Source organism: Sediminibacterium sp. FW305-C-61 (assembly GCF_058231065.1).
This window is the reverse complement of the sequence record NZ_JBIQXR010000005.1, coordinates 64,935-91,051: the sequence shown is the minus strand read 5'-3', so window position 1 is coordinate 91,051 and position 26,117 is coordinate 64,935. Positions and strand designations below refer to the sequence as shown.

The window sequence follows — 26,117 nt, the reverse complement described above, 5'->3', positions numbered from 1 at the left end:
AAGGACTGCAATTCGTAACCGTCTACACAACCACAACAGTATGAAAAAGCTATTTTATATTTTATTTTTTGGAATGCTGGTTAATAACCTGTCTGCTCAGATCAAGGATCCGGTTAGCTGGACTTTTGAAGCAAAGAAAAAAACTGCGGATACTTATGAAGTAGTACTTTCTGCCAGTATACAGGGTAAATGGCATATCTATTCCCAAAAAACAGGTAAGGGTGGACCAATACCCACCAAAGTAACTTTCAAAACGAATCCGCTGGTTACTAAAACAGGCGAGGTGAAAGAAGTTGGTAAAGTCGAAAAAATCTACGATGAGATTTTTCAAACAGATGTATTGTATCTCTCCAATAAAGTACAATACGTACAAACTGTAAAGATTAAAGGCAAGGCTAAAACTAATATCGCAGGTACTATTGAATACATGGTTTGCGATGATACCCAGTGTTTACCTCCCGCTAAAAAAACATTTGATATTAAACTTCTGTAAGACCCATTTATCAGGATGAAAAAAATTGTAAGCTTATTGCTGTTCTTCCTAACAGCAAGTCAGGTTTTTTCTCAGGAAACGAATTTGTTGCAGTGGAAAATTTCATCCAAAAAGATAAGTGAAGGCGTTTATGATATCAGCGCAAAAACTTCCATTCCTGCTGGCTGGTTTCTTTATGGAATCAATCCAAGTGTTGAAGGACTTGAGTCATTAAAATTTAGTTTTTCGAATGAAAATACGGGTTTAAGTGGTGCACCTTCAGTGGAACAAAAAGCGATTACTGAAAAAGATCCCATTTTCGATGGTCAAGCATTGAATGTTTATACCGGCGACATTACCGTAGTACAGCGTATTAGCATCAAAGGATTTGTTCCTGAGAAACTTCCTGTAATCATTGGCTCAAGTCTTAGAAAAGCCGATGAATTTAAAACAGAAGAAAGTACGGGTGAAGTTACTTTAGAGGGAGGTAAAGCTATTACAGCCTCTGCTGCCCGCATAAAAATTCCAAGCATCAATCTGGCCAGCCCGGTAAATAATTGCGGTGCAGACAGCGCACCGATAGCAGATAATGGCGTATGGACCATTTTCTTACTTGGGTTTCTTGGTGGACTTATCGCATTACTTACCCCATGCGTATTTCCAATGATACCTGTTACGGTTTCTTTCTTTACCAAGAAAGCATCTAATAAAGCACAGGCAATACGGAACGGATTACTGTATGGTTTTTTTATTTTCCTGATCTATGTTTTGGCTAGTGTTCCTTTCCATTTATTAGGAAATGTGCAGCCAGAGATTTTTAACAGCATATCAACCAACTCCTGGTTGAATATTATATTCTTCCTCATCTTTATTGTATTCGCCATTTCATTTTTTGGTTTTTTTGAACTTACCCTTCCTTCAAATATTGCGAGTAAAGCTGATTCAAAAAGCGGACTCGGAAGTTTAGGTGGTATCTTCTTTATGGCTGTTACATTGGCAATTGTTTCATTCTCCTGTACCGGTCCAATTCTGGGTTCTTTGTTGGTAGGATCTTTAAGTGGAGGTGCCTGGCAGTTGACATCCGGATTAGCCGGTTTTGGTCTTGCACTGGCATTGCCTTTTGCTTTATTTGCCATGTTCCCTAATTGGCTGGCCTCACTGCCAAAATCAGGTGGCTGGCTCGACACGGTTAAGAAAGTACTCGCATTTGTGGAAGTGGCATTGGCCTTTAAATTCCTTTCAAATGCTGACCTGGTAATGCACTGGGGTATACTCAAGCGTGAAGTGTTCATCGGTATCTGGATATTAACAGGAATCGGTTTAACCCTGTATTTATTTGGCATACTTCGTTTGCCACATGATTATAAGGGAATGAAGATTAGCACCGGTAGGAAATTTGTAGGTGTTCTAGCATTACTGTTTACTCTTTACCTGGTACCAGGTGTTACTGCCACAGAATATGCCAACCTGAAATTACTAAGTGGCTTTCCGCCACCTTTGAGTTACAGTATATATGGTAAACAAAATGTGCATGGAAAAGGACTGGAACCCAATGTGATCAATGATTATGAGAAAGCATTGCAAATGGCGAAGGATCAGCATAAACCTCTTCTGATAGACTTTACAGGCTGGGCATGCGTAAACTGTCGTAAGATGGAGGAAAATGTTTGGACCCAACCAGAAGTGTACAACTATATCCGCGATAATTTTATCCTTGTGTCTCTTTATGTCGACGATCGGGAAAAATTACCCATCGAACAAAGGTTTACCTATACAACTGCTGACGGAAAACAAAAGCAACTGATTACCGTTGGTGATAAATGGGCCACTTTTCAGGCTGAAAACTTTAATCAGGTAACACAACCACTCTATGTAATCATGGATACATCCGAGCGATTACTAAATCATCCGGTAGGGTATACACCAGATGCTGCTAAATATGTGGAATGGTTGAAATGTGGTAAAGAGGCGGCCAAGCAATAACAACAGGATTAAAGGATAATCTGTTTTTCCGTCATCATTTTTCTGAGGTTAATTAAGCCATAACGCATTCTTCCCAGGGCAGTATTAATGCTGCAATTGGTGATTTGCGCAATTTCCTTAAAGCTAAGGTTTGCATAGTGCCTCAAAACGATGATTTCTCTTTGTTCATCCGGTAAAAGATCAAGCATACGGCGTACGCGCTCATGACTTTGTGCACGCATCAATTTAGCTTCAGGACCTTCATCAGCAATTTGAATCAGTTCAAAAATATCCTGGTTATCGCTGGTTTTAATAGCAGGTGCTCTTTTTACTTTCCGGAAATAGTCAACACAAAGATTATGGGCAATTCGCAGGGCCCAGGGAAGAAATTTACCTTCTTCAGTATACCTGCGGTTTTTTAATGTATCGATGATTTTAATAAAAACATCCTGAAATAGATCCTCGGCCAGATAACTGTCTTTCACAAAAAACAGGATGGACGAGAATATCTTGTCCTTATAACGATTTACCAATACCTCAAATGAGTTGGCATCTCCATCCTGGAAGGAACGTATTAAATCAATATCAGACACTTGGTCTAATGTTTTCATGGTTAAGGCTTTTGATCGACAGTTAAAACAGGATATTGGGTATTAAAACCTGACCTTACACCCGGATATAAATACCGGATGATAAAATGGTTATGTTAAATTATACATCTTTTATACCCGGTTTTCTTTTGTGGATACATTGTTTTTCAAGCGGATGGTTATACACATTTTTCACATTTGTTTTATAATTTGAAAATGATTACGGGTCTACCCTGTGTATAGGCAAAATTTGCGTCTAAAGCCCCCTCATTTTCAAATTAGCCCATTTTCAAATTTTCAAATTTCCTTATTGTACCTAAATTGCTACACTTATGGCAACAAAGAAGAAAGAGGCTGGTACGGTAATGGAATTAAAAGGTAATGCTGACGATATCCTGGTAAAAGGGGCCCGTATGCATAACCTGAAGAATGTTACGGTAGCTTTTCCAAGAAATAAATTGATCGTAGTAACCGGTGTTTCAGGAAGCGGGAAATCATCCCTCACCATCGACACCCTTTTTGCAGAAGGTCAACGCCGTTATGCAGAAAGTTTAAGCGCGTATGCCCGTCAGTTTATGGCAAGAATGATTAAGCCAGATGTAGATTACATTAAAGGGCTCTGCCCGGCTATAGCCATAGAACAAAAAGTTATAACCAGAACGCCTAGAAGCACGGTCGGTAGTATGACCGAGATTTATGATTATCTCCGACTGCTTTTTGCACGTGCAGGTAAAACAATCTCACCTGTTAGTGGAAAGGAAGTAAAGAAAGATGATGTTACAGATGTGGTCGCAGCAATTAAAGCAATGCCTGCCGGAGAGAAAGTATTGATACTGGTGCCATTTAAACAACATGCTAACCGGGATACCAGGGAGGAGCTGAATATCCTGATGCAGAAAGGTTTTTCGAGGATTTGGACAAAAGTAAATTCAGCGGGTGAGGTGTTGCGGATTGAAGATTTATTGGCATTGAACGACAAAGAGCTTCACCAACAGTTGACGCCAGTTAAAAAAACGAAAAGCAATGCATCTTTTCCTGTTTATGTACTAGTTGACAGAATCGTTACCAAAACCTTTGAAGAAGAAGACTTACATCGATTATCAGATTCGATAAATACAGCATTTTATGAGGGAGAAGGTGAAATGTACCTTGAGGTAAATGGAACCACCCTCCATCATTTCAGTAATCGCTTTGAACTTGATGGCATTGTGTTTGAAGAACCGGTACCGAATCTTTTTTCTTTCAATAACCCTTATGGTGCCTGTCCGGTTTGTGAAGGTTTTAGTCAGGTATTAGGCATTGATACGGACCTCGTTATCCCCGACAGAAGACTGAGTGTGTATGAAGGAGCGGTAGCACCCTGGAAGGGTGAAAAGCTGGGATGGTGGCGAGATCAGTTTGTGAAAGCCGCAGGTGCCGCTGGTTTCCCCATTCATAAAGCCGTAGCTGAATTAACGAAAGAACAATATCAGCAACTATGGAAAGGCGTTGGCAGTGCTTATGGTATTGATGACTTTTTTAAAGAAGTTGAACAAAACCTCTATAAAGTTCAATACCGGGTTTTACTTAGCCGTTACCGCGGACGAACAACCTGTACCAGTTGTGATGGTTACCGGTTAAGAAAAGAAGCACTCTATGTTAAAGTGGGCGGTAAGCATATCGGAGAACTTTGTGAATGGCAGGTGCGCGACCTGAAAACCTGGTTTAATAACCTTACACTTTCCGATCACGATGCGCAAATTGCCAAACGTATTTTAATGGAAGTACACCAACGCCTGCAAACACTTTTGGATGTAGGTTTGGGTTACCTGACTTTAAACCGGCTGGCTAATTCTTTAAGTGGTGGTGAAAGTCAGCGTATTCAATTAACACGTAGCCTTGGAAGTAACCTAACCAATTCCTTATACATTTTAGATGAACCTTCTATAGGTCTTCATTCAAGAGATACCGAAAGACTAATTGGTGTATTGAAATCATTGCGCGATTTAGGAAACACAGTGGTTGTAGTAGAACATGATGAAATGATGATGCGTGAGGCAGATCATATCATCGATATGGGCCCTTTGGCATCACATCTTGGCGGGGAAGTAATTGCTGCGGGTAATTACGATGAAATTATTCATAATCCTCAAAGCCTTACAGGTAAATACCTTACCGGCGAACTAAAGATTGATATTCCTGCGGTAGTAAGAAAGTGGAATCGTTTTATAACAGTTGAGGGGGCAGCACAAAATAACCTGAAGAATATAACGGTACAGTTTCCATTAAATACACTTTGTGTAGTAAGTGGTGTTAGTGGAAGCGGTAAAACAACACTGGTAAAACAGGTACTTTACCCGGCGTTAAGAAAAATGAAAGGCGAGCCCGCTGAGAAAGTAGGGCTGCATACAAAAATAAGTGGCGATACGGAATACATTTCACAGATCGAACTAGTTGACCAAAACCCAATCGGTAAATCATCGAGAAGTAATCCTATTACTTATATAAAAGCTTATGATACCATCAGGGATCTCTATTCCAAACAGGGATTGGCGAAAATGCGTGGTTTTCAGGCCAAGCATTTTTCTTTTAATGTAGATGGCGGTCGTTGCGATGCATGTAAAGGAGAAGGTGAACAGGTAGTAGAAATGCAGTTCCTGGCAGATGTACATTTAACCTGTGATGTTTGCGGTGGTAAGCGATTTAAGGAAGAAGTACTGGAAGTACATTATAAAAACAAAAGCATATTTGATGTGCTGGATATGAGTGTTGATGAGGCCCTTGAATTTTTTGCTGAGGAAAAAAATATCCGCCAGGCAATACAACCGCTGCACGATGTAGGTCTTGGATACATCAAACTCGGACAAAGCAGCGATACCCTAAGTGGGGGAGAAGCACAGCGTGTAAAACTGGCCAGTTTTCTGGGTAAAGGAAAAGGCGCAGGTCGTATGCTTTTTATCTTTGATGAACCTACAACCGGATTGCATTTTCATGATATCAAAAAGTTACTGGCATCCTTCCAGGCGCTGATAGAGCAAGGTCATTCACTTATAGTGATTGAACACAATACTGATGTCATTAAATCGGCTGACTGGCTGATAGATATGGGGCCGGATGCGGGGGATGCTGGCGGACAGGTGGTATATGCTGGTGTTCCTGCAGGAATTAAAAAAGTGAAAGAAAGTTATACTGCGAAGTTCCTTTAAAAAAAATGCCGCATCTGCATAAAGCGGATGCGGCATACAAATATGCAGGGTTTGTTTTTACCTTAATCTGTCAACACTCTTCACCAGCTTTTCATCTTTTCTGATTGCAAGGATTGCCATTAACAATAATGCAGGAATGGCAAAACTGAATACAGCAGTTAGTGCAATCGCACCCACATCATACTTTTTTGTGAATACAAAGTAGAGGATAATATTCAGTACGCTAATCGCAAATCCGGCTAAGCCAATACGTTGCTGAAGTGGTCTGTTATTATAAAGAAAAATTGCTACCAGCGACACAATAGCCACCGCAACAGTTAAAATCATCAACAATGTGTTGGTGGTAGCAGAAAATGATTCAGCAGGTGCCGTACCTACACTACCCACATAAAATGGTAGTTTCAAAGTAGCAAACCCACAAATACTGGCACCCAGTAACCACAAAGTTTGTACACGTTGTATCATACTTTAAATTTAATCAATTTGAAAACCAACTTCAAAAATCAAAATTCAAAATTCAAAATTCAAAAATTCAAAATTCAAAAATTCTTCTGTTTTCTAGCTCATTTCCGGGTATAAAACAAACTGGCTCATAAATTCGTTTACCTGTGCTTTTACTTCTTTCAGTTTGGTTTCGTCATCGGCATTCATAAGGCTGGTATCGATAGCATTTACTACAAATTCCATGTCTTTTTCAATCATTCCTCTTGTAGTAATTGCAGCTACGCCAAAACGGATACCTGAGGTAACAAATGCGCTTTTGTCATCGTAAGGTACCATATTTTTATTTGCGGTGATATCTGCATGCCCTAAAACCTGTTCAGCCTTTTTACCACTGATGTTTTTGTTTCTCAAATCGATCAGCATCAGGTGATTATCTGTACCACCGCTAATGATTTGATATCCTCTGTCGGTAAATGCTTTAGCCATAGCCTGTGCATTTTTTTGCACCTGCTGCTGGTAGCTTAGGAATTCAGGCGTTAATATTTCACCAAATGCAATAGCTTTTGCGGCGATAACATGTTCCAGCGGACCACCCTGTGTACCAGGGAATACGGCCATATCAATGAGGTTACTCATTAAACGGAGATTTCCTTTAACGTCTTTCAGTCCAAAAGGATTTTCCCAGTCTTTTTTCATCATGATTACGCCACCTCTTGGTCCACGTAAAGTTTTGTGTGTGGTAGAAGTAACAAAATGACAATGATCAAAAGGATCAGATAATAATCCTTTGGCGATAAGTCCGGCAGGGTGCGCAATATCAGCCATCACAAATGCACCTACTTCATCTGCTACTTTTCTGATACGGGCATAATCCCAATCACGGCTATAGGCACTTGCTCCGCAAATAATTAATTTAGGTTTTATGGTTCTTGCTCTTTCTTCCAGCATTTCATAATCAACCAATCCGTCGTCTTTTTTAACGCCATAAAAATGAGGTTGATAAAGTTTTCCGCTGAAGTTAACTGCAGAGCCATGGGTTAAGTGTCCGCCCATGCTGAGGTCTAATCCGAGTATGGCATCTCCTGGTTGAAGGATTGCCAACATCAGCGCTGCATTTGCCTGTGCTCCACTGTGTGGTTGCACGTTGGCATATTCAATATTGAAAATTTCTTTTAAACGATCGATGGCTAATTGTTCTGTCTGGTCAACAATTTCACAACCCCCATAATACCTGCGACCCGGATAACCTTCTGCATATTTATTGGTCATAACATTACCCATGGCCTGCATTACCTGTAAACTGGTAAAGTTTTCAGAAGCAATCAGTTCAATACCACGGCGTTGACGTTCGAGTTCTTGTTTAATCAGGTCGAATACGAGGGTGTCTCTTTGCATGTGATGAAATTTGGTGCAAATATAGGATTTAGCGGCTAGCTTATAGCTCATAAACCATGGTCAATAGTCGATGGTCCATAGCCATTGCTGTCCGGGGAAATTTAACCGCGAGCTGTAGGTGTCGCGTATGATGGCACACAGATCTTCATGATTTTCAGGATTTATCATGATAGATCTTGAAAATCATGAAGATCCGTGTTCTATTAATAGCAGATAGTGCATTTACGACAACCAAATATTTCTTTAAGCAACTGACTTTAAATTTTCTAATTCGCAAGCCCACCTTTAATTTCATTAAAAGCAGAAAGCTTAGAATAAGCACGAATCAAGGCTTGCAGCTTGCGGCCTGCAGCTTGCAGCCAATTTTCCCCGGACAGTTCTGGTCCATAGCCAGTACCCCTTCCTTCAACACCTGATGCTCATTTCCAGCTTTGAGGGGTAGTTTTAGCATTTCTGCTAATGGTAATATTATATGGTGTAAATGGGCAGTTTAATGTATAAATGATAATGTAAAAAAGCGTTCGGTACTTTCAATCGGCTAAATTTCCACAATAATTGTTCAATGCTCAGATTTTCCTATTTTCGGCCTCTTGATGAAGTGTCATATTTACATGATTTAACAGCGTAGTGCATTCGGGTTCATCAAAAACAACCTCCCATGAAAGCAATCATACCAGTTGCCGGTGCCGGAACCAAATTAAGGCCACATACCTATACCCAACCCAAAGCCCTGATACCTATTGCAGGAAAAACGATCCTCAGTTATATCGTAGATCAACTCAGGGAAGCGGGCATTAATGAATTTATTTTTATTGTTGGGTATTTGGGTGAAAAAATACAAGACTATGTAAAGCAAACCTATCCCGATATGGTTGCTCATTTTGTTTACCAGAATGAAAGACAGGGTACTGGTCATGCAATAGAACTTACCAGGAGTATTGTTGGAGACGATGAAGTATTTGTGGCATTAGGTGATACCATCTGCGAATACGATGTAAAGGAAGTGGTGAATAGTCCATATAGCATGCTTGGAATTAAGAAAGTAGATGATCCACGCAATTTCGGTGTAGCATCTGTTGATGAAGAAGGTTTTATTGAACAGGTAGTAGAGAAGCCTTCTATCCCGAAAAGTAATATGGCTTTAGTGGGCTTGTATAAAATTAAAGAGACCCATTTTTTATTCGAGTGCCTTCACCATATATTTAAACAGGATATAAAAACCTATGGTGAGTATAATCTTACAGATGCGTTAGATTGTATGATTAAAAGAGGCGCAAAGTTTCAGGCTTTTAAAGTGAAGAACTGGTTCGATTGCGGTAAGAAAGAAACACTACTTGAAAGTAATGCCACATTACTCAAAAAATTTGGTGGTAACATTACTGACGGACATAATTTTAAAGATACCATTATTATTCCTCCTGTGAGTATTGCCCCTGGTTGTGAAATCAGCAATGCCATCATTGGTCCACATGTGGCTATTGGTGCAAATACTACCATCAAACATTCCATAGTTCGGGATAGCATTATTGGTTCTTATACCAACCTCTATGAAGTAGTACTCGACAATTCCCTCATAGGCAGCGACGCATCCGTTAAAGGCCTCAGCCGTAGTTTGAATATTGGTGATAATACGGAGATAGACTTTGGGTAATTTGAAAATTAGGCAATTTGAAAATTTGAAAATGATTCAATCAAATTATTTATGATTGGGTATAAAATATATATTTTGGGTACTTAAAATTAATCGATCCGGTCATTTTCAAATTTTCAAATTCTCTAATTTTCAAATTAATGAACAGAATCACCACCTTATTCGGCACCCACTACCCCCTCATCCAGGCTGGCATGATTTGGGCAAGTGGGTGGAGACTGGCCAGTGCGGTGAGTAATGCCGGTGGACTTGGCCTGCTAGGTGCTGGGAGTATGTATCCGGATGTATTACGTGAACATATTCAGAAATGTAAGGCTGCTACCGATAAACCCTTTGGTGTAAATGTGCCATTGCTCTATCCTGATATTGAACAGTTGATGCAGATTATTGTGGAAGAAAAAGTACCCATCGTTTTTACCAGCGCAGGAAATCCTAAAACCTGGACAGGAATTTTAAAAGAAAAAGGAATCAAAGTTGTACATGTGGTGAGTAGCAGCAAGTTTGCTAAAAAAGCTGAAGAAGCCGGCTGCGATGCGGTAGTGGCAGAAGGATTTGAAGCAGGTGGACATAACGGTCGCGAAGAAACTACCACCATGGTTTTAGTACCTGCTGTTTGCGAAGCCGTTAGTATCCCTGTAATTGCAGCAGGTGGCATTGCTACCGGCAGACAAATGCTCGCAGCAATGATATTGGGTGCAGAAGGTGTTCAGATAGGGAGTCGTTTTGTGTGTACACCCGAAGCTTCTTCGCACCTCGCATTTAAAGAAGCAATTGTAAATGCCCAGGAAGGAGATACGCAGCTTGCTATGAAGAAAGTTGTACCAGTGAGACTATTAAAAAATAAATTCGCTCAAGAGATCAGAGAGGCAGAATTAAGAGGCGCATCAGAAGAAGAACTCAAAACTATATTAGGTCGTGCCCGAGCCAAGAAAGGCATGTTTGAAGGAGATATGAACGAAGGTGAACTAGAAATCGGACAAGTAAGCGCAATTATTCATGATATTAAACCGGCGAAGGAAGTTGTGGAAGAAATAATGACGGAATTTGAAAATTTGAGAATTTGAAAATGAGCACAATTCGTCATATAAAAGCAAAGCTTTTACATGACGAATTAAATTTATGGCGAAGCCATGAATGCAATCATTTTCAAATTTTCAAATTGACTAATTTTCAAATTGTATCAATCCGCCTCCGGCAAATTATAAGTCTTCCATTCCTCCGCATTCGGTCCATAAATACCAGGTACTTTTAGTCCGGCCATTCGCATTAAAACGGTTAATTGTCCGCGGTGGTGTATCTGGTGAACAACTGTTACCCAAAGCGCAAAACCTTTTTTCCAGCTTTCGCCATACATGGGTGTTTCTTCCTGTAATGTATCGTCGGTCCATTGATCTATGCCCGACAAAACTTTATGGGTAGCTGCGGTATAAGCAGCAATCATGTCTTGCACTGTATGATATTCTTTTTTCTCGAATTGAATGGGTAGGGTAGCTTCCCAGGGAATGCCATCGGCACAGGCAATTATGTGATTCACCATTCGCTTAATGTTTCTGTAGTCGCCAAATGAAGAAGCCTGCAGACTTTCATCGGTTAACATCTGTAAACACTTTAATGTTGCTTCTGATTCTGTGTTCCAGATGGATTTAAAATGAGAGATGGAGGAGAACATGATAATTTGAAAATTTGATAATTTGAAAATTTGGAAATGGAGGAGATTATTCCTCCAAGCATTAAACGCTTATTTAAAATTAGCAATATAGTATGAATATTGATAAATGAATTTAAGCAGGTGGTATTTCCAAATTTCCAAATTGTCTCTATTTCTGTAAGTAAAAAGAATTCGCTTGCGATACACAGGTAACAACCAGGTCGTTTATGCAAACATGCTCAGGTAATGTGGCAGTATAATAAGTGATATCTGCAATATCTTCTGCCTGTAATGCTTTGTAGCCATCATATACTGCATCTGCTTTAGCATCATCGCCTTTAAATCTTACAATAGAAAATTCAGTTTCTGCCGCACCCGGATGTATCGCGGTTGCTTTTATTCGATAAGGTAGCAGGTCGATACGCATGGCTTTGCTGATGGCATCTACTGCATGTTTACTTGCGCAATAGGCATTGCCGTCTTTGTACACTTCTTTCCCTGCAGTTGAACCGATATTGATGATATGCCCTTTTTTTCGCTCCGTCATAAAAGGAATAACAGCCTTTGTTACATACATGAGTCCTTTTACATTCGTATCAATCATGGTATCCCAATCATCAAGGTTGGCATTTTCAAAACTGTCTCTTCCTAATGCTAATCCGGCATTGTTCACTAAGACATCTATATGCTTCCATTCATCAGGTAAACTGCCGATTGTTTCCGTAACTTTTTGGCGATTCTGCACATCAAATACGAGTGGCAATACTTTAACCGAATATTTTTCTTGCAGATCAGTTGCTATTTCCTCTAATCGGTCTGCTCTTCTGCCCGTAATGATGCAGTCCCAACCAACCGAAGCAAATTTGTATGCAATGGCTTTTCCAAAACCAGATGTAGCGCCTGTAATGAGGATAATATTATTCATGAAGCAAAGATAGTGAATAGACCATAGTCCATGGTCTATTCACTATGGACCATGGACTGCATTAACGTATCAATACCAGTGTCCCTTTTCTGTAAATCCGATTACCCAACTGATCAGTTCCAACAGCTTCATAGACATAAGTACCTGCGGGTTGTTTTACGCCACTGAATGTGCCATCCCATCCTTTGCCTAATTCTGAAGTGGAATATAGGAGCTGTCCCCAGCGGTTGAAAACGCGGAAATGTTGCAATTGTGCTATACCAACTCCAACAGGACGAATAATATCATTCAATCCATCTCCGTTTGGTGTGAATGCATTTGGAACGTATAAATCTGGCCCGTTCTTGAAAACACGCACCAATACATCATCTTCTGCAAAACATCCGCCTGCACTTGTTACACGGGCGATGTACCGGATAGAATCTACGGTTTCCGGAATGGTTGCTATTGGTGCATCGGTTGTAGGGTCATTTAAATAACTGGTTGGCCTCCACAAATAACTGATTCCTCCGGAGGCAGATAACTGAATAGGTCTTCCTGCTACCACAAAAGTATCCCTGCCAGCATTGGCATTAACGAGAGGTGTAACTACAATCGTAACCGTATCTGAAACTGGTCGGTCGCAGCCAATGGTGTCAATGGCTGTTAACACATATTGGGTAGTTCTTGATGGACCAGCAATCGGGAACAATGTATTGGCATTGATAAGCGAATTAGTTGGCGACCAGGCAAAACCTGCTCCCACAATATTTCCAGACAACTGAACCCTGTCACCAAAGCAGATGATGGTATCACTACGAACCGTTGCTTGCGGATAGGGGGCAACCAATACAAATACGGAATCTCTATCCTGACAATAACCAAGATTGGCCGTTACATAATAAGTAGTACTAACTAGAGGTTGAACTTGTGGGTATTTACTATTGGCAGTTATTGGTATACCAGTAGAAGCCGTCCATTGATAACTCAATGCATCGCTTTCGGGACTTAGTGTAAACTGATCTGTTCTGCAGATGGAAGTATCAGGACCAAGTTCTACTTTAATAAAATCTAACACGTTTACAGTGACCGTATCGGTGTTAATACAACCGTTATCATTTACCGTTACAACATAGCGAGTTGTATCTACCGGATACACTAATGGATTGGGCGTGTTGTTGCCAGACATTCGACTGATACTTGCTGCTCTGTCCGGAACCCATGTTACAGAACCGTTACCTACAGTGGCATTGAGTCGTAGTGTATCAATACTACAAATTAATGTATCGCGGAATGCAAGGTTTACAATGGGCTTATCTAATATGTTTACTGTTTTAACGATAGTGTCTATACAACCTTTACTGTTTGTTGTAATCAATCGAACCTGAACAGCCTGAGGGGAACTATATTTCCAGGCAGTATCTTTTCTGGTAGAAGTATCAGCTGTTGTAGTAAGATCACCAAGATCCCAACGCCAGCTATTTACCACTCCATATGCAGTAGTTGTTGCATCAATAAAATTATACGTGTTGAGGTAGCAGGTGCCTTGTACATTGAAGTTGGGTACAAAGCCTGGATATACGCGAACCTGTGCAGTAGTTGAATCCTGGCAACCACCAGCATTGGTTACTTTTAGCTTAAGTGTGAAAGTGCCGGTATCCGCATAAGTATGAGTTGGAGTAGGGTTTGAAGATACAGGTACATTTGCTTCACCGAAATCCCATAGGTAACTAGTGATGTTTGCGCTAGTTGATTCATTCTGGAAATTCATGGTAAAACCATCACAAGTAATATAGGAGGGTTTTAAACTCGCTGCTGCTACAGAACAGTTTGCCACATTAACATGGATTTCTTTTCTTGTTGTACCAATCAAAACACCATTTCTGTATTCATTTACACAAACTGATACTACGTAAGTTCCGGTAGCTGCTGGTGCTATACCTGAAATAATACCAGTTATCGGGTTTATTGAAACAGTACTACCTAAAGGTGTAGTTCCACTGTAGCCAGGTAAATAAGTTACTTGGGGGTAAGGTGGTTGACTAGGAATATCTGGCTTAGGGTCAGCTGTAGGTGTATTTACACCATCACAAAATGAATACGACAAACTATCTCCGTCAGCATCAGTTGCACTAAAATCGAAAGTGAAAGGAGCGCTGAAGCATAATAATACAGTATCTCTCTGTACGAAGGAAGGATTACTATTTTTAAAATAATCATTACCTCCTAATACGCCTGGCATCGTTGTAGTATAGGTAACACCAGTGTTACTTCCACCGCTGACAACGTTTACGATGTTCGCAATTCTGCAACATCTTTGAACAGCCAACGTGTAGCCAGTTGGAGTTGTCAGATTCGGCAAATCAATAGTCAACACATAATTATCAATTCTATAATTTACCCGAGGGTCTGGTGGGTTAGGGTTAATGCAGGGGTCGTAGTATTTTTTTGATGGGAATTCCGAAAAGGAAAGAGGAACTACTACTCGTGTAAATAATGCCCCATTGGGATTATATATCCCTAAGTTAATACTTTGGTCAATTTGGTTTGGCATAGAGGATGAATCAAGGTATTGCCTAACTGTGATCCTATATTTTGAAGTATTTGCCGCTGCACCATCACCCAAATATTCATATTGTATCCAACCTCCTTTCAGGTGGTTGGCTTTTGCAAATCCTGCAATGAAACAAATACATAATAAAATAGCTAGTTTCTTCATGAACTGATCCGGGCAATGTCAATTAGGGATTTGTCAATAATACCGTGAAAATACAACCCTTACCATTTGCAAAATCAACAGTAGCTGTTTTTAACGGGTTAACAACAGCTACTGAAAGATTAATATGGGGAGTTTTTTGCTGCTTTATTCATCAAATATTCGACGAATCAATGATTTTGACACATAAGGCGGTAAAACTGTTGCCTGAATAACGGTTTTAACCAGACCTTTTAACGAATAAGCACTACTGTGCCCTTTTTGAAGATGGTTTTGCCTGTATAATCACTCCCTTGAGCCATATATACATAAGTGCCCGCCCCTTGGGGAACGCCCTTAAAACTTCCATCCCAACCCTGTCCTAATGCACTGGTACTATAAAGTAGCTGACCCCAGCGGTTATAAATCCTGAAATATTGTAAATCGGTTATTCCAACGGTAATCGGTTTGTACAAATCATTAAGCCCATCCGCATTAGGCGTAAAGGCAGTTGGTAACAATATATCGGGTTTCCCTTTGAACACTTTCACTTTAATATCATCCTCTCCATAACAACCGCCAAGATCTGTTACACGCAAACGATAAATAATTGAATCAATATCATCCCCTAAATGAACAACAGGATTCAGGATATTCGTACTACTTAAACCCAATGGAGGCTGCCAGTTAAACTGATTACCAGATGAAGCAGTAGCCTGTAATTGGAGTGGCTGGTCAGGTACAATAATGGTATCCCTTCCGGCATTTACTTTGATAAATGGGATTACACCAATTCGTATGGAATCTATAACGGTCTTTGGACAACCGGAAGTAGTATCCCGAACCGATAATAAATAAGTAGTGTTTTGGGTAGGGCCGGCAATCGGATTTAATAGTGTGCCATTTAATAGAGACTGAGCAGGTGACCAACGAAAATGTGTACCCGTATAACTTGCCAATAATTGAACCCGATTCCCATAACAAATAACGGTATCATTGGTAAGAATAGAAACTTTTGGATAGGGGGCAACGGTTACTGTTATCTGATCTGTTGCCTGACATCTCCCAAGATTGCCGGTAACCGTATAAGTTGTTGTTGTAACTGGTGTTGCTGTCGGATTTTTTATGTTGGGATCACTAAGCGATACAGCAGGTGTCCAAACATAAGAACTCGCAATGGATGAAGGATGTAATATAAATGCATCTGTTTGACAAATAGTCGTATCTGGTCCAAGTTGAACAGAAATATAATCTACCACATTCACTGTAACTGTATCCGTATTAATGCAACCGTTTTCCAGCATCGTTACAATATATTTACTGGTGTCTTTGGGAAATACAATCGGGTTGTTGGTATTGGATAAAAGAATATGGCTATTAGGTGCCCAGTTAAAGGATCCGTTGCCAGTTACAGGTATTCTCAAACTATCAATGCTACAAATGACGGTATCTTTAAAAGGCAAACCTATAAAGGGTTTATCTCTAATAGCAATTATTTGTCTTGAACTGTCTATACAACCCTTACTGCTTTCAGATACAAGTAAAACCGACGCATTAAAGCCACCACCAGGATATTTATACGATGGATTTCGAATGATTGAAGTATCAGCAAGTGTTGTATCTACACCAAAATTCCATTTCCACTTATTTACTACGCCAAATACAGTTGTAGTTGCATCTGTAAATGAATATGGATTTTGAAAACAACTACCACTACTGGTAAAATTGGTTTTAAAACCAGGATATACCAACACTTCTGTGCTGTCGTTTCCAATACATCCTTCCGGACCGGTTACCGTTAAACGAACCATGTATTTTCCTGTATCGGCATAAACAAATGTTGGGGTAGCTTGTGAGGAAAAATTAAAAGGGGAAGTAGGTACGCCAAAATCCCAGGCATAAGAAGTAATGGCAGATGAAGTTGAACCATTCTGGAATAGAACGGTGTTATTATCACACTTGACAATTCTATCAGGAAGGTCGGCTTCAATAAGATCACAATCATCTACTTTAAGGATAAAATCCTTTCTATGTTCCGCAATCGGTTTTCCGTTGCGCCATTCTGTGATGCATACACTTACTACATATTGTCCACCAGGAGGGGCAATCCCAGATATAATGCCACTAACCGGATCTATACTTACTTTATCGCCTAACGGTAGACTTCCAGAGAAGGGAGCAGCATAGGATAATGGATCGAGTGTTAATGATCTGGGTACTGCTGTATTATTACTGCCACTCGCTGCAGTAAAACCTTCACAAAAAGAATAAGTTAGTACATCATTATCAATATCTGTAGCGCCAAAGTCGAGTACAAATTTTTTGTTTGTGCAAACCAATGCGGTATCGCGTACACGAAACTGCGGACTGCTGTTATGTTCTCCATCAGGAAGTGCAGCAGTTCCTGGAATGCGGGTAACATAATTACTGCCAACGCTCAAGGGGATAGCAAGGTTTGAAATACGATCTACCCTGCAACAACCAAGCCTGGATAATACATAGCCATTTTGATTATTAGGTAATGAAACTATATTCGTAAATATTGCCACCTCATAACAAACCTGAGGGTTTCCTACCAAACATTGAAATAGTTCTGTTTTTAAACGAATTTTCTCTATAGTTCCCTGCAGGGGAAGAAACAGTTCACTCACTAATGTGCCATTATCATAAATACCCACATTTACACGCTCATTTTCAAGAATAGGAGATACAGTAGCACAGTCTTTAAAAAGTCTTAAGGTAATGCGGTAAGTACTGGTATTAGGAGATGGCCCCGACCCAAGGTATTCATAATATAATTCACCCCCAGCAACATGGCGAGCCATAGCTGAGAGTGTACTCAGTGCAAAAATAATTATGAAGAAAAATTTCTTCATAAGAAGTAGGTAAACTATTGTTGAATGAATCTATTGAGTATTTCATTAAGCCTTTCTGTTGCTTCCCACATGCCCATATGTCCTATTTCCTCAAGTATATGAATATACGATTTTAATGGCAGATGGGTTTGCTTTAAAACATCATCTAATGGCGCAGCCACATCTTCCGTACCCATTACGAAAAGTACTGGTAAAGGGTTGCTTTTGAGTATGGCAGTATTGTCGGGGCGGTTCCTCATCGCCTTGTAATAAGCCTGTAAGACAGGTGTTGAAAAGGACGATGCTTTTTCTATCAGTGATATTATTTCATTATAATGCTCTTTCTTAAACTTTTCTCCAAAAAGATTGGGGATAGTGTTTTTGAGGAAGGAATAACCCCCATATTGTTCCATTAATTCAATACCCCTTAACCGGTTTTGTTTTTTTTCTTCACTATCAGCAAATGCAGTGGAATGGATTAAGCCAAAACCCTTTAACATGGATGCATACTTACCCGCAAATGCAAGGGTAATATATCCTCCCATACTATGCCCAAGCAGGTAGCAAGCATCAATTTTTTCTGCTGTTAAAAGATGATAAACAGATTCCGCAAGTTCCTCGATAGAAGCGGTGAATGGTGAATGGTGAATGGTGAATGGAGATGCATTATTGACAATTGACGATTCACTATTCACACACTCATTCACCATTGACAATTGACCATTCACCCCTTCCCATTCAGAGTTCCCCGTTCCAGGAAGATCCGGAACTATCAACATGCAATGATGTTGAAGAAACGCTACCTGCTTCTCCCAGATAGTGCTGTCTTCTCCAAACCCATGCAACAATACTACGGGAATACCTTGTCCATAAACTTTATAAGTAATGGTGCCTCCGGGCCAGTTTGCGCTTTTTAAGATCATATACGTGGTTTTATAAACCTGCCACTTAATTTCCATAGGATCAATAAAATGCTAAGCGCAACTGCCAGTTTGTATAAATAATCACCCCACTTAACATAGGCTGTCGAACCTGTAACAATTGGTACATTGTATTTTATGGTACTCATTTTGTTCCAGGGTTGGCGTTCAATAATAGTACCTGTTGGATCTATAACTGCAGAAATGCCTGTGTTGGCACTTCTGGCAATCCACTTCCTTGTTTCAATAGCCCTTAGTCTTGCGTATTGTAAATGTTGTTTGTGTCCTGGCGTATTACCCCACCACCCATCGTTGGTCATGATGGTGAGTATATTTGCGCCTTTTTGAACATATTCACCTACATATTCTCCGTATACACTCTCATAGCAAATAATTGGGGCAGCAATATATTTGTTACCTGGAGAAGTAAATACTGCAGCCGATGCTGATCTGCCATAACCACCTGTTGTACCTCCAAACTGCTCAAAAACAGGTGCAAGAAAATTGAGGAATGTTGGTAGCGATTCTACACCTGGTACAAGTTTACTTTTGTTGTAGAATGAAATGGGTTGTCCATTTTGAATATGTACCGCTGCATTAAAAGCATCATAATAACTACCATCTCCTCCTGCTCTTGCAGTAGGCGTAGCTTTGGTGGGTCCGTAATTTTTGAACGTTTCAATTCCTGATACAAGGCTTATTTCCGGGTGTTCTTTGCTGAATGCAAAAACCGGTTGGTAATATGGATTATAGCTTATGTTATTTTGCCAGTCAGCAATACTCATAGCTGTTTCGGGCCATAATACCATCCTGGTATTACTGTCTATTGCTTCTTTGGTTAGGTTGAGTAAGGATTGAATCTGTTCTGCGCCAGTTCCTGCATTAAATTTTCCATATGGATCAACATTGGGTTGAACAATAACCAGGTTTGCCTGATTCACTTCTCTCGGTAACACTGGTTTCACAAAATAGGAAATGAGTAATGGGAATGTGAGTCCGATTACAATAGCCCATACAAGTTTTTTATGCAGGTTTTTTTGCTGATAGGATAACCATGCCTCATACATCAAAATATTCATCAGCATTACCCATAAAGTACCACCTTGTACACCCGTATATTCATACCACTGAACGGTATCGGGATAAGCAGCGAATACATTACCAACCGTGAGCCACGGCCAGCTCAATTGCCAGTTGTGATGAATATATTCAAAACACATCCAGAATGCAATGAGCGAAAAGTACCCGGCTATTTTTCCTTTCTTTTTCAAATGAAAATAACCCCACCAGGGAAATGTCATCAGCATGCTGTTAAACATGATGGCCGCGATGGTACCTACATCTGTTGAGTTCCACATCCACCAGGTAGTACCTGTATTCCATACCAATAAACCCCAGAAGGATAGGCCAAAAAAACCTGCGGCTGTTTTGGTCTTTTCAGCCGCCATTAACAGTGGCACCAATGCAACAAAAATTAAGGGCATCAATGGCGATACCGGCCATGCAGCAAAAAGTAATAATCCACTTACCGTTGTTAGAATGAAGGCTGATTTTTTCAACTTGGAAAATTTGGAAACTAAGTTCGGAATAAAAAACAAAAGAGCGCCGCATTGTATGGGCGCTCTTTTCTATCTGTATGTGATTTTTTATTTACGGCTGTAATTAGGGGCTTCTTTGGTGATATCTATATCATGCGCGTGACTTTCTTTCATACCCGCATTGGTAATTTTCACGAAAGTTGCCTGTTGTAATGCTTTGATGTTTTTAGCGCCACAATAACCCATACCTGCTCTTAGGCCGCCTACATACTGGTAAATGATTTCGCTTAAGCTTCCTTTGTAAGCTACGCGTCCTTCAATACCTTCCGGAACAAATTTTTTGATATCGTCTTCAACATCCTGAAAATAACGATCACCGCTTCCCTGACTCATGGCACCTAAACTTCCCATGCCACGGTATTCTTTGAATTTTCTTCCTTCATAAATAATGGTGTCTCCCGGACTTTCCTGCACACCTGCAAATACACTTCCCATCATTACCATATTGGCACCTGCGGCTAAAGCTTTTACCATGTCTCCGGTATAGCGAATACCACCATCGGCAATTACAGGAATACCTTTGGTTTTTAAAGCCTGACTAGCTTCCATAATGGCAGTTAATTGGGGAACACCAGCGCCGGCTACGATACGTGTTGTACAAATAGAGCCCGGACCGATACCTACTTTTACGCAATCTGCACCAGCATCAGCAAGTGCTTTGGCACCTTCGGCTGTACCTACATTACCTGCTATAATCTGTAAGTTTTTGAAATTTTTTCTCAAAGCTTTTAAGGCTTCCATTACACCCTTGCTATGTCCGTGTGCGCTGTCGAGTGTAACTACATCTACTCCCACGTGTTGCAAAGCTGATGCACGATCCATGAGATCACGGGTGATACCAAGCGCTGCACCAACCAGTAACCGGCCTAAATTATCTTTTACGGCATTAGGAAAATTACTTAGTTGCATGATGTCGCGGTAAGTAATCAACCCGATTAATTTACCTTGTTTATTTACAACTGGTAATTTTTCAATTTTATAAGAACGTAATATTTTTTCTGCTTTTCTAAGATCTGTTCCTTCAGGTGCCGTGATGAGGTTTTCTTTGGTCATCACTTCCTTCACTTTTCTTTTCTTATCTGTTTCAAAACGCAGATCTCGATTAGTGAGTATACCTACCAGTTTTTGGCCGGCATCAACAATCGGAATACCCCCGATTTTATTTTCTTTCATCAGTTTAAGGGCATCGCCAATAGTAGCATCAACCAATAATGTTACCGGATCGATGATCATGCCACTCTCACTTCTTTTTACTTTACGAACCTGTTCGGCCTGCTTTTCAATACTCATATTTTTGTGCAGGATGCCTAAACCACCTTCACGTGCAAGGGCTATAGCCAAACTAGCCTCTGTTACGGTATCCATTGCCGCAGACAAAATGGGTACATTAAGCGTAATGGCTTTTGTTAACTGGGAACGAATGTCAACTTCGCGGGGAAGGATTTCACTGTAAGCCGGCATCAGGAGTACATCATCGAAGGTGAGCCCTTCGCCAAATAACCTGGAAGCGGCAGCGGTGTTACGGGGAGAAGATTTTCTTGTTGCCATGTGCAAAGATAGTGCGTAAGGTATATTTAGTCCAAAAAATGATTTTTTTCATAGACGATAGTCCATAGACCATTGTCCATGGTCCATGGGAGAGAAAGAAAGTTTAGTGCTATGGTCTATGGACTATGGACCATGGTCTATTAACTCAACCTGAAATATTTCCCTGGAAGCGGGAGTATGATATTCTGTAATTCAAGGTTAAGAATGGCTGCTGCCATTTCGGAATTACTGAGTTTGGATTGCAGGTATATTTCATCAATGTGAAGAGACTCTTTTGCCTGAAGTAAATCAACAATGATTTGTTCCTGCGAACTGAGCTCGTGGAATAATTTCTTTTCTGTGTTTTTTTTCTTTTTTATTTCCATCCATCCCATCGCTTCGAGAAAATGGGTACTACTGATAAAAGGGGTTGCTTTATTTTCAGCAATCAACTGTAAACAACCACTGCTTTTGGCATCATTGATACGACCCGGTAGGGCAAATACATCACGGTTGTATTGGAATGCCAGATCTGCCGTTATCATACTACCTCCTTTAATGGCAGTTTCTATAATCACCGTAGCATCAGACATGCCAGCTACAATTCTGTTTCTTTTTGGGAAATGATGGCGATCAGGTAATTCATCAAACATAAATTCTGTAAGTAGTCCGCCCCGCTCAATCATTTCCGATGCAAGTGATTTGTGAAGTCCGGGATAAATAGTTTTAAAACCATGCGCCAATACGCCAATGGTTTCCATCTTTTGTTGCAGGGCTGCTTTATGTGCAATGGCATCAACGCCGTATGCGAGACCACTAATTACAGTTACCTGAAAAGGTTTCAATGCCTGAATCAGTTGTTCAGTGGCCCATCTTCCGTATTCAGTGTGATGTCGGCTGCCAATAATACTTACCATTCTATTATGATTCAGGTCGGCATTTCCTTTATAAAATAATACCAATGGTGCATCCGGACAATTACGAAGTCTCCTCGGATATTTTTCATCAGTAATAAAAAGTAGTTCAATATTTTTTGCTGCTATGGCTGTGAGTTCATTTTCGGCGAGAGAGTGGTCCTTAAAATTTTTTATCTGTCCGGCCCTGTAAGTCCCAATTCCTTCCACAGCAGCCAGGTCTTTCAACCTTGCACTGAAGATGGCAGTAGCTGAACCAAAATGATCAATGAGGTATCTGGTAAGAATACTGCCCAGATCCGGTATTCTTGTAAGCGATAATTGATAAATCTGTTCCTGTGTATACATCCCGGCAATGTCCAAAAAATGCCGTTCAAAAAGATCAGGTATTAATGCATAGATTTTTACTCAGAATAACTATTGTTTACCATTGCTTTCGGGGGAAGTTTGACAGCGAGCTGTAATTGTTTCGTATGATGGAACACAGATCTTCATGATTTTCAGGATTTATCATGATAGATCTTGAAAATCATGAAGATCCGTGTTCTATTAATAACAGATAGTGCATTTACGGCAACTAAATATTTTTTACGCAAATGAAGTTGAATTTTCTCCCACCTTTAATTCTATTAGATGCAGAAAGTCTAAAATAAGCACCCATCAAGGCTTGTAGCTTGCGGCTTGCAGCTTGCAGCCCTTCTTCCCAACCATCAATAATTACAACCCTGTTACCGTAAAACTTGTTCTTCTGTTTTTTGCTCTGCCTGCTTCTGTATTGTTATCTGCAATAGGCTGGGTGTCGCCATATCCTTTATAAGTTAATCTTGCAGCATCAATTTTCTGCGTAATCAGGTAATCAACGATTGCTTTTGCACGATTTGTTGAAAGCGACATATTGTCTTTTGCATTACCTGTATTATCCGTATGACCACTGATTTCTACTTTCAGTGTTGGATTATCCTGCAATACCTGTACTAATTGCATTAACTCTGCCAATCCTGTTGCAGGTAATTCATAACTATTAACCGCAAATAAAATATTGTTGAAGATGAAACTTGCATTCAATTGAACAGGGGAAAGCTGTATATCTTTTTGATAAGTGCTATCTGCTTCTTTTCGGCTAAGCGCATATACTTCACTATAAAACAAATAACCTTTTCTGTTTACCGTGAAAGTATAATCTTTACCTGTTGGTAATGTTATCAGGTAATCACCCATTTCATCTGTCTGTACCTTCATCAAAACCAGGTTACTGTTGTTTTCTGTTAACTCAACAGTAGAGGGTATTCCTTGTTTGGTTTTGCTATCGGTTACTTTTCCTTTTACATATAAGGTTCTGTTCGGTCTGATATTCGGGCGAAGCTGAAAACTATATAGATCAAGGTTTCCACGGCTATCGCTTCTGTCGCTTGCATAATAGGCGGTCAAGCCATCAGCGGATACAGCTAAGCTTCCTTCGTTTTCAATGGTATTTATCGGGTAGCCCAGATTTTCGGGATTACCCCATTCGCCTTTTTCATTTTTCCGTAACATGAAAAGATCTGAATTGCCGTAACCTGGAAGTCCATCAGAAGTATAAAAAAGTGTTTGATTATCTGCATGAATAAAAGGAGCTAACTCATCGCCCGCAGAGTTTACTGCTGGCCCCATGTTAGTTGCTTTGCCCCATCTTCCATTTACATCACGAACCGACATATATAAATCTCTGCCACCATATCCTCCGGGTCTGTTGCTGCTGAAATACAATATGCGTTTGTCGGGACTTAATGCCGGAGAGCTTTCCCAAAATTCTGTATTGATATTTGGTCCAAGGTTTTGCGGTTCGCTCCAGCCCTGTGGGGTATTTTGTGAAAGATAGATATCGTAACCGCCAAGACCAGGACCAGAAAGATTACCTGCAAACAACAACCATTCCCCATCCTGCGAAACAGTGATAGCTCCTTTTAGTGGTTCAATATTAATATCACCATTGATCAATTCAGCTTTACCGAAATTTTTGTTTGTCATAGTGCTTTGCATGAAATCTTCACGCTGGTCGCCTGTTCTTCTTGTAAAAACAAGTAAACTATCTGTTACGGTTACCGAAGGATAGTATTCGGATCTTGGACCGTTAACACTATCGCCAAGGTTTACCGGTGCAAATTGATAATCAGTTGCAGGATGTTGTTGTGCATATTGAATAGCAAATTGGTAAGTAGCTTTTCTATACGTTGCACTTTTGACTCCACGCTCACTTAAATTTGGTATAGCAAGAAAATTATTTACGGCGGCAAGTGCTTCTTCAAACCTGCCTAATCCTGCCAGGTTAATAGAGTAGGGAAGATGATATACATTAAAATATTGTGGATCCTTTGCTTTTACTTTTTCATATAAGGTTACTGATCGCTGGTATTGTTTAAGTTCACCCATAGCACCAGCCAGTGTTAAATAGGCGTCTAAAAAATTTGAATCAATGGAAATGCAGGCTAATAAAACAGGTACTGCATTTTTTGTTTCCCCATATTTAAGGAAATCGATAGCTTTTTCATATTGGGTAAGTGCTTTAGGGTTTACCTTTTCAGGATCGTAGCCTTGTGCAATGGCATTAGCTGTGCTAAGAATAAAGATTATGCTAAAGAGAATATTCCGGTTTTTCACCCGTGAAAGTTCGGAAAAATCAGGAGAGCGGCTTGTTAAAATTAAGTTTAAGGAACATTAATAAACTTATGCGTTTGTAAGCTAAGTTCCCATTGGGGGTGGTTTTTAATATACTCAACTATCAATGGTGTAACTATAGATGATTTATCCCATTCAGGCTGTAAATAAAGTTTACAATCTGGTTTCACTTGTGCGGCATAAGTTTCCGCCCATTCAAAATCATGTTTATTGAAGATTACTACTTTTAGTTCATCAGCGAGTGGAACGATGTCGGGAATAGGTGCTTTGAATTTTTTTGGAGAAAGGCAGATCCAATCCCAGCTACCACTTAGTGGAGAAGAGCCGGAGGTTTCAATATTGGTTTCAAATCCTGCATCATGTAATGCAGTGGTTAATGCATCGAGTTGATGCATCAATGGCTCACCGCCTGTTATTACGGCCAGCCTGCCAGGATATGCTGCAGCAGCAGCTACCATATTTTCAACAGTTAGTTGAGGGTGTTTTGAAGCATCCCAACTGTCTTTCACATCACACCAAACACAACCCACATCACATCCACCAAGTCTTATGAAATATGCGGCACGCCCCTGGTGAAATCCTTCACCCTGCAAGGTGTAGAACGCCTCCATAACGGGCAAGGTAGTATGTTGATGGTTGTTGCTGATGGGGATGTTTTTATTTAGGGGATATTATATTTTTGGTACATAGACCATAGTCCAT

18 protein-coding genes are annotated in these 26,117 nt (G+C 40.2%); 5 read left to right on the top strand and 13 right to left on the bottom strand.

Annotated features, from left to right (window positions below):
- Nucleotides 1-40: 40 nt before the first annotated feature.
- Together ACH30E_RS13530 and ACH30E_RS13525 are read left to right on the top strand one after the other, a co-directional pair.
- Nucleotides 41-493, top strand: a complete 453-nt coding sequence (locus tag ACH30E_RS13530; RefSeq protein ID WP_490825375.1) for a protein-disulfide reductase DsbD domain-containing protein — start codon at nt 41-43, stop codon at nt 491-493.
- A gap of 15 nt (nt 494-508) precedes the next feature.
- Complete coding sequence (locus ACH30E_RS13525; RefSeq protein WP_490825376.1) at nt 509-2,455, top strand: protein-disulfide reductase DsbD family protein; 1,947 nt, start codon at nt 509-511, stop codon at nt 2,453-2,455.
- An 8-nt stretch (nt 2,456-2,463) separates the two neighbouring features.
- Here the strand turns inward: ACH30E_RS13525 and ACH30E_RS13520 are convergent, their stop codons facing one another.
- Nucleotides 2,464-3,045, bottom strand: a complete 582-nt coding sequence (locus ACH30E_RS13520; protein ID WP_294993554.1) for a sigma-70 family RNA polymerase sigma factor — start codon at nt 3,043-3,045, stop codon at nt 2,464-2,466.
- A gap of 311 nt (nt 3,046-3,356) precedes the next feature.
- On the opposite strand from ACH30E_RS13520, the gene uvrA reads away from it, so the two are divergent.
- Nucleotides 3,357-6,209 (top strand): excinuclease ABC subunit UvrA, encoded by a 2,853-nt coding sequence (gene uvrA / locus ACH30E_RS13515; protein WP_490825377.1) that lies wholly within the window; start codon nt 3,357-3,359, stop codon nt 6,207-6,209.
- A gap of 57 nt (nt 6,210-6,266) precedes the next feature.
- On the opposite strand, the gene ACH30E_RS13510 is transcribed toward uvrA, so the two are convergent.
- Together ACH30E_RS13510 and glyA are read right to left on the bottom strand one after the other, a co-directional pair.
- Nucleotides 6,267-6,674: a DUF4293 domain-containing protein gene (locus tag ACH30E_RS13510; protein WP_294993560.1), complete on the bottom strand. Its 408-nt coding sequence runs from the start codon at nt 6,672-6,674 to the stop codon at nt 6,267-6,269.
- A gap of 93 nt (nt 6,675-6,767) precedes the next feature.
- The gene (gene glyA / locus ACH30E_RS13505) at nt 6,768-8,048 is read right to left on the bottom strand and encodes a serine hydroxymethyltransferase (protein ID WP_490825378.1); all 1,281 of its coding nucleotides are present in this window, start codon (nt 8,046-8,048) and stop codon (nt 6,768-6,770) included.
- A gap of 658 nt (nt 8,049-8,706) precedes the next feature.
- On the opposite strand from glyA, the gene ACH30E_RS13500 reads away from it, so the two are divergent.
- Nucleotides 8,707-9,699, top strand: coding sequence for a sugar phosphate nucleotidyltransferase (locus ACH30E_RS13500; protein ID WP_490825379.1), 993 nt, complete (start codon nt 8,707-8,709; stop codon nt 9,697-9,699).
- A 140-nt stretch (nt 9,700-9,839) separates the two neighbouring features.
- Nucleotides 9,840-10,763, top strand: a complete 924-nt coding sequence (locus tag ACH30E_RS13495) for an NAD(P)H-dependent flavin oxidoreductase (RefSeq protein ID WP_490825380.1) — start codon at nt 9,840-9,842, stop codon at nt 10,761-10,763.
- A 116-nt stretch (nt 10,764-10,879) separates the two neighbouring features.
- Here ACH30E_RS13495 and ACH30E_RS13490 read toward each other — a convergent pair whose 3' ends face one another.
- The 10 genes from ACH30E_RS13490 to ACH30E_RS13445 all read right to left on the bottom strand — a co-directional run bounded on the left by ACH30E_RS13490 (nt 10,880) and on the right by ACH30E_RS13445 (nt 26,026).
- On the bottom strand, nt 10,880-11,368 hold the full coding sequence (locus ACH30E_RS13490) for a DinB family protein (protein ID WP_490825381.1): 489 nt from the start codon (nt 11,366-11,368) through the stop codon (nt 10,880-10,882).
- A gap of 148 nt (nt 11,369-11,516) precedes the next feature.
- A complete protein-coding gene (locus ACH30E_RS13485) occupies nt 11,517-12,272 on the bottom strand; it encodes an SDR family NAD(P)-dependent oxidoreductase (RefSeq protein ID WP_490825382.1) in 756 nt (251 codons plus the stop codon).
- A gap of 61 nt (nt 12,273-12,333) precedes the next feature.
- Entirely contained in the window at nt 12,334-14,970 is a 2,637-nt protein-coding gene (locus ACH30E_RS13480) for a PKD domain-containing protein (RefSeq protein WP_490825383.1), read from the bottom strand.
- 230 nt (nt 14,971-15,200) lie between these two features.
- On the bottom strand, nt 15,201-17,822 hold the full coding sequence (locus tag ACH30E_RS13475) for a T9SS type B sorting domain-containing protein (protein ID WP_490825384.1): 2,622 nt from the start codon (nt 17,820-17,822) through the stop codon (nt 15,201-15,203).
- A 14-nt stretch (nt 17,823-17,836) separates the two neighbouring features.
- Complete coding sequence (locus tag ACH30E_RS13470) at nt 17,837-18,724, bottom strand: alpha/beta fold hydrolase (protein WP_490825385.1); 888 nt, start codon at nt 18,722-18,724, stop codon at nt 17,837-17,839.
- On the bottom strand, nt 18,721-20,280 hold the full coding sequence (lnt, locus tag ACH30E_RS13465; protein ID WP_490825386.1) for an apolipoprotein N-acyltransferase: 1,560 nt from the start codon (nt 20,278-20,280) through the stop codon (nt 18,721-18,723). The genes ACH30E_RS13470 and lnt overlap by 4 nt, the downstream gene beginning before the upstream one ends.
- An 87-nt stretch (nt 20,281-20,367) precedes the next feature.
- Nucleotides 20,368-21,867, bottom strand: a complete 1,500-nt coding sequence (gene guaB, locus ACH30E_RS13460; protein ID WP_490825387.1) for an IMP dehydrogenase — start codon at nt 21,865-21,867, stop codon at nt 20,368-20,370.
- A 140-nt stretch (nt 21,868-22,007) separates the two neighbouring features.
- Nucleotides 22,008-23,123: a DNA-processing protein DprA gene (gene dprA, locus ACH30E_RS13455; RefSeq protein WP_490825388.1), complete on the bottom strand. Its 1,116-nt coding sequence runs from the start codon at nt 23,121-23,123 to the stop codon at nt 22,008-22,010.
- Nucleotides 23,124-23,477: 354 nt separating this feature from the next.
- On the bottom strand, nt 23,478-25,397 hold the full coding sequence (locus ACH30E_RS13450; protein ID WP_490825389.1) for an OmpA family protein: 1,920 nt from the start codon (nt 25,395-25,397) through the stop codon (nt 23,478-23,480).
- 47 nt (nt 25,398-25,444) lie between these two features.
- Nucleotides 25,445-26,026 (bottom strand): 7-carboxy-7-deazaguanine synthase QueE, encoded by a 582-nt coding sequence (locus ACH30E_RS13445; RefSeq protein ID WP_294993599.1) that lies wholly within the window; start codon nt 26,024-26,026, stop codon nt 25,445-25,447.
- Between the last annotated feature and the right edge of the window lie 91 nt (nt 26,027-26,117).